Annotated in this window: 7 protein-coding genes; 5 read left to right on the top strand and 2 right to left on the bottom strand. The window is 63.5% G+C overall.

Annotated features, from left to right (window positions below; genetic code table 11):
• Positions 1-59: 59 nt before the first annotated feature.
• Positions 60-305, bottom strand: coding sequence for an acyl-CoA carboxylase subunit epsilon (locus tag ACSSVG_RS02545; protein WP_492417106.1), 246 nt, complete (start codon positions 303-305; stop codon positions 60-62).
• A complete protein-coding gene (locus tag ACSSVG_RS02540; RefSeq protein WP_105693983.1) occupies positions 302-1,885 on the bottom strand; it encodes an acyl-CoA carboxylase subunit beta in 1,584 nt (527 codons plus the stop codon). The genes ACSSVG_RS02545 and ACSSVG_RS02540 overlap by 4 nt, the downstream gene beginning before the upstream one ends.
• A gap of 203 nt (positions 1,886-2,088) precedes the next feature.
• On the opposite strand from ACSSVG_RS02540, the gene ACSSVG_RS02535 reads away from it, so the two are divergent.
• The 5 genes from ACSSVG_RS02535 (at position 2,089) to ACSSVG_RS02515 (ending at position 12,176) form a co-directional block, all read left to right on the top strand.
• Positions 2,089-2,967, top strand: a complete 879-nt coding sequence (locus ACSSVG_RS02535) for an SDR family oxidoreductase (RefSeq protein WP_253467402.1) — start codon at positions 2,089-2,091, stop codon at positions 2,965-2,967.
• A gap of 95 nt (positions 2,968-3,062) precedes the next feature.
• Complete coding sequence (locus tag ACSSVG_RS02530) at positions 3,063-3,983, top strand: biotin--[acetyl-CoA-carboxylase] ligase (protein WP_492417103.1); 921 nt, start codon at positions 3,063-3,065, stop codon at positions 3,981-3,983.
• Positions 3,976-4,569 carry a PH domain-containing protein gene (locus tag ACSSVG_RS02525; RefSeq protein WP_492417101.1) on the top strand — a complete coding sequence of 198 codons (594 nt, stop codon included), beginning with the start codon at positions 3,976-3,978 and terminating at the stop codon, positions 4,567-4,569. Before ACSSVG_RS02530 ends, ACSSVG_RS02525 begins: the two co-directional genes overlap by 8 nt.
• A complete protein-coding gene (locus ACSSVG_RS02520) occupies positions 4,559-5,737 on the top strand; it encodes an adenylate/guanylate cyclase domain-containing protein (RefSeq protein ID WP_159708448.1) in 1,179 nt (392 codons plus the stop codon). Before ACSSVG_RS02525 ends, ACSSVG_RS02520 begins: the two co-directional genes overlap by 11 nt.
• A gap of 322 nt (positions 5,738-6,059) precedes the next feature.
• Positions 6,060-12,176, top strand: a complete 6,117-nt coding sequence (locus ACSSVG_RS02515) for an Ig-like domain-containing protein (protein ID WP_492417099.1) — start codon at positions 6,060-6,062, stop codon at positions 12,174-12,176.
• Positions 12,177-12,228: the final 52 nt, after the last annotated feature.

Raw genomic sequence — 12,228 nt, 5'->3', positions numbered from 1 at the left:
GCCTAGCCGCGTCGCCGCTTACGTGAAAGGGTTGTTGAACTTTTCCATGTGCGGGAAAACTAGCCGCGGCTGCGCTTCCATGCGCCAGGGCCCGGTGACGGGTCCAACCGAAGCTGCTGGCGACGCACCCAATGCCGAACATTCGGCGTGGAAGCGGCCGTCGCTTCAGGGGTACCAAGGGAAACCACGACGGCGGCAATCGCCGCGAGCTCTTCGGCCGTCGGTTCGCCCTTGACCACCGAAAACAGCGGCGCAGCGGGTACCTGATCAGGCGCGGAATCAGCCCGGTGCTTCGGAGTGCTCACAGCGGGATGTTTCCGTGCTTCTTGGTGGGCAGGCTCGCGCGCTTGTCGCGGAGGGCACGGAGCCCGCGGATGATCTGGAGGCGCGTGTCGGACGGAGCGATGACTGCGTCCACGTAGCCCAGCTGCGCTGCCTGGTACGGGTTGAGGAGTTCTTCCTCATAGCCCTGGATGATCTCGGCCCGCTTTGCCTCGACGTCGCCGCCAGCTTCGGCAACAGCAGCAAGATCGCGACGGTACAGGATATTCACGGCGCCCTGGGCACCCATGACGCCGATCTGGGCGGTGGGCCAGGCGAGGTTCAGGTCTGCGCCCAACTTCTTGGAGCCCATCACGATGTACGCGCCACCGTAGGCCTTGCGGGTGATCACGGTGAGCTTGGGGACCGTTGCTTCGGCGTAGGCGTACAGGAGCTTCGCGCCGCGTCGGATGATGCCTTGGAATTCCTGGTCCTTGCCGGGCAGGAATCCGGGGACGTCCACCAGGGTGATGATGGGAACGTTGAACGCGTCGCAATGGCGTACAAAGCGGGCTGCCTTTTCAGAGGCGGAGATGTCCAGGGTTCCCGCGAACTGCATGGGCTGGTTGGCCACGATGCCCACGGTGTGTCCCTCGACGCGGCCGTAGCCGATCATGACGTTGGGGGCGTACAGCGACTGCATTTCCAGGAAGTGCGCGTCGTCCACGATCTGCTCGATGACCTTGCGCATGTCGTACGGCTGGTTGGCGGAATCGGGGATCAGCCCGTCCAAGGCGAGGTCGTCGTCGTTGAGTTCCAGTTCCTGGTCGTGCTCCACCACGGGGGCCTCGGACAGGTTGTTGGAGGGGAGGAAGTCCAGGAGTTCGCGGACGAATTCGATCGCGTCTGCTTCATCGGAGGCAAGGTAGGTGGAGGTGCCGGTGGTGGCGTTATGCTGCCGGGCGCCACCGAGTGTCTCCATGTCCACGTCTTCGCCGGTGACGGTCTTAATGACGTCCGGTCCCGTGATGAACATGTGGGAGGTCTTGTCCACCATGACCACGTAGTCGGTCAGGGCGGGGGAGTAGGCGGCACCGCCGGCGCACGGGCCCATGATGAGGGAGATCTGCGGGACCACGCCGGAAGCGTGGACGTTGTTGCGGAAGATGTCCGCGAACATCGCCAGCGAGGCGACGCCTTCCTGGATGCGCGCGCCGCCGCCGTCGTTGATGCCGACAACCGGGCAGCCATTGCGCAGGGCGAATTCCTGGACCTTGACGATCTTCTCGCCGTTGACCTGGCTCAGGGAGCCGCCGTAGACGCTGAAGTCCTGGCTGTAAATGGCGATGAGCCGGCCATCCACGGTGCCGTATCCGGAAACCACGCCGTCGCCGAGGGGTTTCTTCTTTTCCATGCCGAAGGCCGTGGAGCGGTGGACGGCCAGGGCGTCGAACTCGACGAACGAGCCCGGATCAACCAGGAGGTCGATGCGTTCGCGGGCGGTGTTCTTGCCGCGGGCGTGTTGCTTTTCAATCGCTTCCGGGCCGGAAGGCTGTTCTGCACGGGCCTGGCGGTCGCGGAAGTCGGCAATCTTTCCCGCTGTCGTTGTCAGATCGTGGCTCATCAAGTGTCTCCGGCTCTGTAGCTGATTTTCGCTGGCACAGTTCGTTCACGGTTAAGTAGCTTCCGTACAAAGAACAGGCCCCGATGGCCAGTCTAGTGACGCCTTTGCCGCGAACCGCTGTAGAAACCCTACAATTTTCCGCGTCCAAGCCAAATCCCTCACTATGTTACCCGTCGGTAACATAGTTGGGCTAGAGTGTCCCCATGACTTCAAGCAACGACGCTTCCCACGCACTTTCGCAGGCAGAGACTCCCTACGTGGCCACCGGTTCGCTCAAGGACAGGACCATCCTCATGTCCGGTGGCAGCCGTGGCATCGGACTGGCGATCGCCACCCGCGCGGCCCGTGACGGTGCCAACATTGTGATCATGGCCAAGACCGGCGACCCCCACCCCAAGCTGGAGGGAACCGTCTTCACGGCAGCGGATCAACTGGTCGCCGCCGGCGGACAGGCACTGCCGTTGGTGGGGGACGTCCGCAACGACGACGACGTTGCTGCCGCGGTGGCCGCCGCCGTCGAGCGTTTCGGTGGGATCGACGTCGTCGTTAACAACGCCTCGGCGATCGACCTCTCCCGCACCGATGCCGTCGACATGAAGCGCTATGACCTCATGCAGGACATCAACGTCCGTGGCACTTTCCTGCTCTCCAAGCTGGCGCTGCCGGCCCTGCGGGAGTCCGCTCACGGCCACATTCTCACACTGTCCCCGCCCCTCAACCTGGAACCCAAATGGGCCGGCATGCACTTGGCCTACACCATGGCCAAGTATGGGATGAGCCTGACCACCCTGGGCCTCGCCGAAGAGTTGAAGGACGACGGCGTGTCGGTCAACTCGCTCTGGCCGTGCACCTTGATTGATACTGCCGCGATCCGGAACATGCCGGGCGGGCAGCAAATCGTGCAGGCGGCGCGTGGCCCGGAGATCATGGCCGACGCGGCGCACGCGGTGCTCACTGGCACTGGCGCAACCGGGAATTTCTTCACGGACGAGGAAGTCCTTCGCGCCGCTGGGGTGTCGGACTTTGCGCCGTACAGCCTCGGCGCACCCGAGGACCGCCTGGTTCCGGACATCTTCCTCTGAGTCGATTTCGCCGGACGGATTTCTCTGGGCGGATTCCCAGACGCTTTTCGGTTCACGGGCCATCCCGGAGCGCCGCAACTGGATAGGATTCAGCTATGGATGCCGAACAGCCAGACAACAGCGAACCGCAGGTCCCGTCCGGGCCGTCCCGTTCTCCCTTGGACCGCGATGCGCTGCTCCAGCCGGACTTCCTGTCGGCCACGGGCATCTCCCAATTGAACATTGTCGCGTCCACGGGCTCCACCAATCAGGACTTGGTGCGCGCCGTCACGGTTGAGCCCAAAAAGTGGGCTGATCTTGCGGTGTTGACCGCCGAACACCAGACGGCTGCGCGCGGACGGTTGGACCGGCACTGGGAATCACCGGAGCGCTCGGCAGTGTCCGTGTCCATGGTCCTGCGTCCCGTAACGGCCGAGGGCATGCCCGTGCCCACACAGAGCTACTCCTGGCTTTCCCTGCTTGCGGCCGTTGCCCTGCGCGAGGCGTTGCAGGAAACCGCCGGAGTGACCGCTGAGATCAAGTGGCCCAACGACGTCTTGGTCAAGGGTCGCAAGATCGCCGGAATCCTGGCGCAGATGACACCCCTGGGCGACGGTTCGGTACCTGCCGTGATCCTCGGAGTGGGTCTCAACGTGACCCTGTCGGAAGATGAGTTGCCGGTTCCAACAGCAACGTCCCTCGCGTTGGAAGGCGCCACGACGACGGACCGCACCGCGCTGCTGAAGAGCTACCTTTCGCGATTTGCCCGGCTTTACCGCAGCTTCTGCAATTCCGAAGGAGACCCTTCCGCCGGTCTGGACGGCGGACCGTCGCTGCACAAACGTGTTGAGTCTGCCATGGTCACGTTGGGCCGCGAAGTGCGGGCGCACTTGCCCGGCGATCACGAACTGGTGGGGCATGCCTCACGCCTCGATGAGCATGGCTCGTTGCTGGTGGTGGACCATGGCGGCAGGGAACACGTCGTAACGGCCGGGGATGTGGTGCACTTGCGCGCCACGGAAAGCGGTTATGCGTAAAGAGCTGCTTCCGGGGGAGCAGGTCATCACCATCACGCGGCAACAGTCGCGTTCCCTCTTCTTTCCCGTCCTGGTCTTCGTACTTGCTCCAGCCCTGACCGGCTACGCCTGCGCCTGGATTGTGAAGGGCAATGCCGAGCGGGTCGCTCCATTCATTACAGTGGAATGGACTCCCTGGCTGATGGGCATCTGTGTGGTGCTCGCAGCGTGGTTGTTGATTGGCTACAGCCTCAAGCGCGTGCTGCGCTGGCGCTCCATCAGGTACATCTTGACGAGCAGGCGGATACTTGCCAAATTCGGAATGTTTCGGCGTCGCGATTGGCAGGTTTCACTGATGGCGGTCCGCAACGTGGGCGTTCATCAGAGCATGCTCCAACGGTCATTGCACTCGGGGAATATATCCTTGGATACCGGGCACTCCGGGACAGCCGTTCTGGCGGACGTTCCCGAGGTTGGAAAATTCAGGGGCTTCATTCTTGACGCGATGGACGAACTCCCGCAAGGTGAGGTTTTTGAGGGCCAAGTATTGACGGATTATGACCAGTTGCCATGGGAGCTGAGAGAAGGTGGAAGAGATGAGCGTTGAGGATCAGCAGTCCGGCGAGGACTTGGACCAGGAGTTCGACGCCGTCCCCGAACCTTCCGTGGATGAGGATACGGATGCCGGGCCTGCTCCGGTACCGGTGCAGACGGGTCCACCCACTGGGGTGATGTCCGCCGAACGCCTTGCTATTAAGGCGCTGGAGTCGAAGTTGCTTGGCGGCGAACGCAAGCTCCGCCGTCGCGAAGTCGCAGCCGGCGCAGGCGTATCCATTCTGTCCGCACGAAAAATTTGGCGTGCCCTCGGGTTCCCGAACTTCGGCGACGAAGACGTTGCCTTTACCGAGCGGGACCAAGCCGCGCTGTCCACCATCCTGGACCTCGTCAGGGCAGGGATCCTTACCGAGGAAGCTGCTATCTCGGTCACCCGTTCCATCGGGCAGATGACGGACCGCATGGTGGTCTGGCAGATCGAAGCCCTGGTTGAGGACATGGTGTCCGAGCAGGGGATTCCGGATGCGGTGGCCCGTAAGCAACTCGTGGGTCAGTTACCGGCCTTGGTGGATTCCCTCGAAGAGATCCTTGTTTATTCATACCGCCGCCAGCTGAATGCAGGAGTGCAGCGCCTCGCGGTGAGGGCCGAGGCAGGGCTGCAGGCGAGTGAGGAAGGCCGCGAGGGCGACGAAGATGACTCCCCGTTGCCCCTGGCGCGCGCAGTGGGCTTCGCGGACCTCGTCTCATACACCAGCCTTTCGCGTCGCATGAACGAAAAGACCCTGGCCCAACTGGTGCAGCGTTTTGAGAACAAGTGCGCCGAGATTATTTCCGTGGGTGGCGGACGCCTGGTCAAGACCGTGGGTGACGAAGTCCTCTACATCGCGGAAACGCCTGCGGCCGGGGCCGAGATTTCGTTGGCACTGGCCCAAGCTTTCACTGAGGACGAGATCCTTCCGCAGTGCCGCGTTTCCATGGTCTGGGGCCGCATTCTGTCCAGGCTGGGTGACATCTACGGACCCACGGTGAACCTCGCCGCCCGGCTCACCACCTTGGCCCAGCCCGGTACCGTCCTGGTGGACGCGATGACAGCCGCTGCGCTGGGGCAGGATGACCGTTTTGTCCTGGTTCCGCAGAAGTCGGAGAATGTCCGTGGCTTCGGTGAGATCCATCCTGTGATGCTGGCCCGCGGCCGCGGCAAGGGCCTGGTGCTGGACTAGGCGCGTGATCACAGCCCGCCTTCCAAAGCGCACGCTCTCTCACCTCCCGTCGTATTCTGCCCGACGCCCTCTCACTTCCTTCAAGAAAGTGAGAGGGCGTCCCTGTTTTGGGGGCGTTTGGTGATAGGGGATCGGGGGCGGCCCGGGCGGTAAACCGGGGAGCCGGACACGGGTGTTGACGCGTGGGTCCTCAGGGGATGAACGACGCGACTTAGCTAATCGATGGATTAACCCGGTAGGCTGTGGGTTGTTTGTGTCGTGATTTCGCCGTGGGGGTCGGCGCCGGCGGCTTCGTGCTGCCTGAACTGTGGGGGATTGTAGGATGGCTCTGCCTGATGGGTCCGGAAAACGCCGTGCCAAAAACCGCCGGCGCAAAGCCATCGCAACCACGGCCTTCACGGCGGCAGCAGCTGTCCTGGTGACTGGTGCCATCCTTTACCCGGGCTTCAAGACCACCGAGGTGGAACTCAACGACGGCGGCGTCTGGGTGGTCAGCAAGACCAAGAATGCTGCCGGGCGCCTCAACTATCCTTCGAAGTCCTTGGATGGCGCAGTGACCCCCGCCAGCACCAACTTCGACATCCTCCAGCAGGCCGGTGACATCTTCATTGATGACTCCGATGGCGGAACCATCAACCCTGTCAGCGCCGCCAACATGCGCCTCGGCGGCGACCAAAAACTACCAGGCTCCGCAGACGTGAGCTTCGGCAACAAAGTACTGGCTGTCACTGACCCGTCCAAGGGCAAGGTCTGGGCCGTTTCGCCCACCTCCATCGGCGGTTTCAGCGACGAATCGGAACCCTTGTTCGAACAGTCCCCGGGCGTCGTGTCCGTGGTGGGTGTGGATGACACCATCCACACCCTGGACCCAAAAACGGGCACACTGACGGCAACCAAGGTGGACGTCGACGGTCAGGCCGTGGATTCGCAAGTCCGCAAAGACGACGCACTGAAGGCCGACGGCGAAGTCCAGTTGGCCGCGGTGGGCGACAAAGCAGTGGTGCTCAATGAAACCAGCGGCGACATCGTGCTGCCCGGCGGCAGCAAGGTGCACCTGGACGATGCCCGGGATGCCAAGTTGCAGCAGAGCGGTCCAGCCGCCGATTTCGTTGCCGTTGCCACTCCGAAGGCATTGCTCCTGCAACCCCTGGACGGCGGGACAGCCAAGACTGTCCAAGCGGACGGCCAGGGCATTCCGGCTGCGCCTGTTCATCTGGGATCCTGCACGTACGCCGCGTGGTCCGGTGCCAACAAGTACGTCCGCGACTGCACCAACGAGGCAGATAACAGGCGGTCCGACGTTCCCAAGGCGAGTGCATCGCCGTCGTACGTGTTCCGTGTCAACCGCGATCTCGTGGTGCTGAACGACGTGAACTCCGGCAACGTCTGGATGGTCAACCAGAACATGCAGTTGGTCAATAACTGGGACGACGTCATCCCACCCCAACAGACCTCGGACGACGCCGAGAAGGACTCCGCGGACGAAGTCCAGCAGACAGTCCTTCCGGACCGCAGCAAACCCAATACTGTACCGGTGGCCAAGCCTGATTCGTTTGGTGTCAGGGCTGGCAAGACCACCGTTCTGCCCGTCCTGGACAATGACGCCGATGCCGACGGCGATGTCCTCACAGTCAGCACCAGCGAGCCATTGAAGTCCGGCGCGTTGTCCGCCGTCTACGGTGGCACCGGCTTCCAGATCGCGGTTCCGGCAGGAACCGCGGGTTCGGAAACGTTCAAGTATTCGGTCGACGACGGCCGGGGCGGTACGGGGGCCGCGGACGTTGACCTGCGCATCGTGCCGGCGGAGGAAAACAACGCGCCGCAGCCCAAGCCCAACCGGAACAACGCCTTGGTGGTCCAGTCCGGGAAGATTGCCAGCCAGTTTGTCCTCACCGATTGGTTGGACCCCGACGGCGATGACATCTTTGCGGTAGCCGTCTCCAGCAGCGATCCCGCGGACCAGGTCCGGATCAGGCCGGACGGCCTGCTCATCTTCCAGGACTCAGGGGCGGGACCGGGCCGTAAAACGCTGACCGTTAGTGTCTCGGACGGGTCCATGACCACCCAAGGGCAGATCAGCGTTGACGTCCGTGCTCCCGGTGCGCTGCCGCCCATCGCCAACGCGGACCACGTGGTTGCGGTGGCCGGCCAGGACACGGTGATCGCCCCGCTCAAGAATGACACCGACCCCCAGGGCGGCACCTTGCGGCTGGCGCAAGCACAGCCGGATCCGCAGTCGACCGCGGTGGTCGGGCCGGACCAGCAGACGTTTACTTTCAATTCGGCGTCCGTGGGTCCCCACTACGTGACGTACATGGTGACCAACGGACCGGCGAGTGCGCAGCAACTGGTGCGGGTGGATGTCGTGTCCGGAAACAGCGAGGGTGCGCCGGTGGCTGTCCGCGACATAGCCCTCCTGCCCAGCGGTGGCAACACCGTGGTTGACGTCCTCGGCAATGACTCGGACCCCAGCGGAGGCGTCCTGGTGGTCCAGTCGGTCACGGCGGCTGACGGGCTCCCGGTTTCCGTTGCAGTGCTGGACCACTCGGTGGTCAAGATCACGGACATCCGGGCCCAGGGCCAGCTCTCCCTGAAATACACGATCTCCAACGGCAAGGCGTCGGCAACGGGGGACATTTCCGTACAGGTTGTTCCGGCGCCTACCAAGCTTCAGGCACCGCAGGCCAAGCCGGACGAGGTATCCGTGCGTGCCGGTGATGTGGTGACCATCCCGGTCCTGGACAACGACACTGATCCCAACGGCGGAGAGTTGACCCTTGACCCCGTCCTGGCGCAGCAGCCTGACGCAACCGCCGGCAGGATCTTCGTTGCCGGGAACACGCTGCGGTACATCGCCGGCGAGGAGCCCACCACTGTATATGCGATCTATAAGGTCAGCAACGCCTCGGGCCAGACCGACTCGCAGCAAGTCACCATCCGGATCCGCGCCCGCGACGACGCCACGAACACCCGGCCCGAGCCCCGGAACCTGACTGCCAGGGTGGTTGCGGGGATGACGGTGAAGATTCCGGTCCCCTTGGACGGCATCGACGCCGATGGCGACTCCGTTCAGCTCATCGGTATCGACAAAGCTCCCGAACTGGGGACAGCGATTCTTCGTGACGGATACCTGGAGTTCACGGCTGGCGGCACGTCGGCCGGCACGGACACCTTCAGCTACCGTGTGCGGGATCGTATTGGTGCGGAGAACACCGGCACGGTGATCGTCGGCATTGCGCCCGCTGAAGCCGACAACCAGAAACCCATCGCCGTGGACGACGTCATTGATGTCCGGCCCGGCCGCCGGGTTGCGGTCAATGCCCTGAAGAACGACTCAGACCCCGACGGCGATCCCATAGCTTTGGTGTCGACGTTCGAGGCCAAACCGGAGCTGCAGGTTGAAGCTGCCGCGGGCAAGGTAGTGCTGACGGCACCCGGTGCAGCCGGTACGGACAGCATCAGCTACCGGATCCAGGACGACAAGAAGGCCGAAGCGTCCGCTGTCATCCGCGTCCAGACCAGCCCGACAGCGCCACTGCACGCTCCTGTGGCAGTGGATGACCGGATCACGCTCGCTGAGACCCTGGGCAAGACTGCCGTCGACGTTCCGGTGTTGAAGAACGACTCCGATCCCGACGGCGTGGCTGAAGACCTCACCCTCTCCCTGCCGGACGGAAACCCGAACGCCCGTGTGGGAACCGCAGGCAACGTGGTGGTGACGCTGCTGCCCCAGGACCAGTTGATTCCTTACACGGTCACGGATATTGATGGTCAGTCGGCTACCGCAGTCATGTGGATTCCCGGCCAGGGACTCCAGTACCCAACACTTTCGACCACGGACGTCGTGGAGGTCACCGCGGGGGAGGAAGTCACTCTGGCCCTCCAGGACCATGTGAAGGTCAGGGAAGGCCGCCAGCCACGTATCACGGTCGCGGACAAGATCCGCGTCCTGGGCGGCGACTCCGCGAATGTCATTGCCGGTGACGGTAGCGCACTGAGGTACGCAGCCCAGCCGGAGTATGTGGGTCCCGGCTCCATCACCTTCGAAGTGACCGACGGCAGCGGTCCGGACGACGCGGAGGGCCTGAAATCAACCCTGACGATCATGACCAAGGTGCTGCCGAACCCCAACGCCAATCACGCCCCCACCTTCAGCGGAGCCGCGATTGAAGCGCCCAAGGGGGACACGACGGAACTGGACCTGGCCAACCTCGCCGCAGATGTTGATGAACAGGATCAAGGCAAACTCGGCTTCAGCCTGGACGGTGACCTGCCGGGCGGATTTGACGCGCGGGTGGAGGGCACCGTCCTGAAAATAACGCCGGGCGGTTCGCTCAACCCGGGAGCCCGCGGGACGGTGCCGCTCAAGGTCACCGACGGCCGCTCGGAGCCTGTGAAGGCTGCCGTCACAGTTTCAGTGGTCTCGTCCAACCGTCCGAAGCCCGCAGCCAACGACGACGTCGTGGACAAAGCCAACGCCGGTAAGTCCGAGACCGTCAACGTGCTGGGCAACGACTTCAACCCCTTCAACGAACCGTTGACTGTGGTCTCTGCCGTGGTTGAAACCGGGTCTGCATCAGGCGCCCCCGCGATTGCCGGGGACTCGATCACAGTGACGCCCGCCGATGGTTTCAAGGGGGTCCTGGTGGTCAGGTACACCATCAAGGACAAGACCGATGATCCCAGCCGGCAAGCAGTGGGTCGGGTGCGCATCACGGTGCGGGACAAGCCCGATGCTCCGTCGGCGCCCGTCGCAACCGACGTCCGCAGCAAGACGGCCGTGCTCAAGTGGGCACCGCCGTCGGACAATGGCGCAGCCATCACCAAGTACACGGTGAAAGCGGCCGGATTCCAGCAGGAATGCCCCACCACCACGTGCACGCTGACTGGACTGACCAACAACGTCAAGTACGTCTTCACTGTGGTTGCCACCAACGAGGTGGGCGAATCCCAGCCGTCCGTCCCGTCCAACGAGATCACTCCGGATGAGAAGCCATCGCCCCCGGACGTCCCCACCATCAAAGCCGGTGACAAAGACCTGGCCATCACCTGGACCCCCGCCAAAACCGAGGGCTCCCCGGTGAAGCACTACAACCTGGAGATCTCTCCGCCGCCGGCCAACGGCATCGCCGTCAAGAACGAGGTCACCGGCCTCAGCTACACGTGGCCCGGCCTGACCAACGGCGTGAAGTACAAGGTCCGCGCGCAGGCCGTCAACGACCTTGGCCCGTCCGACTGGGGGCTGTATTCCGCCGAGGACCACCCCGCCGGCATCCCCGGAACACCGGCGCCGCCGAGCACCACGGTGCTGTCCGCCCTCGGGTCCCGGAACCAGCTCCGCGTCGACTGGTCCGAGCCGGGCATCAATGGTGACCCCATCAAGAGCTATTACGTCACCATGAGTGGCGGCAGCGGAACCACCCAGACACAGACCGTTCCGGGGAACGTCCGAACAGCCACCTTCGAGGTAGCCACCGACCAATCGGCGTACACGTTCACTGTTCAGGCCGAGAACAAAGCAGGCAAGAGCCTGGTCAGCGCGGCCTCAGCGCCACGCAGGGCAACAGGAAAGCTGGGTACTGTTCAAAACGTCAGTGCCACGCCGGCAAATACCGGCGCCGCCGGTGGCCAGCTCACCATCAACTTCACCGCCCTCGGCGATACCCAGCGCAACGGTTCCAAGGCCAACGAAGTCAGCTACACCTACTCCGCTGGCGGGCGTTCCGGTGCCATCCAGCCCGGGCAGACGGTAGGAGGCTTTGCCAACGGCCAGCCCACCAGTGTTACTGTCATGGCGCACTCCACGGTGGCGCCCAGTTCCGACGCCAGCAAAGCTGCTACGGCCACGCCTTTTGGTGCGCCGGGGACGCCGTCGGCGTCGGGGTCCAACGGGGCCGTGAACCAGAAATCTGTGACCTTCAACTGGTCGTCACCTTCACCATCCACCAACGACGTCAAGACGACGAAGATCCGCATCGACAACGGCGGCTGGGAGACCGTGGGCGCCTCTGGCAGCCGGACCATCAACACAGCCGGGTGGGAAGAGACGCACAGCATCGCCGTGCAGACCTTCAACTCGCTGGGAACCGGCGGCGCCGTGGCTTCAGCCAGTGCCAAGTCCGGGCGGCAAGGGGAGTGGACCACCACCATGAACCCCGGAGCGGTGGTGAGGTCCTGCAGCTTTACGCTGGGCGGAGCCAACTACGACCCCAATAGAAAAACGTGCGACGGCCAAAGCAACAACACTCCACCCTGGATGGCTTCCGCCGATCAAGGCGCCATTGTGGTGCGTTGTTACATCGACCAAACAGATAACTGGACTGGTATGCACCGTTGGTGGCGCATCGAATCCGGGTCTTACCGCAACGTTGGCCGGTACATCATCGCAGGTCACACCCACTTGGGAGACCCCGCGGGCATTGGAGCGCCCCCGTGCTGACCGTTGCAAAGGTTAAGCGCGGGGCACATCTCCCCATCGCGCGCGCTGTAGT

It is taken from the genome of Paenarthrobacter sp. E2MeOHC11, assembly GCF_058744955.1.
Note: the sequence above shows the minus strand (reverse complement) of the source record. Positions and strands in the feature narration are given on the sequence as shown.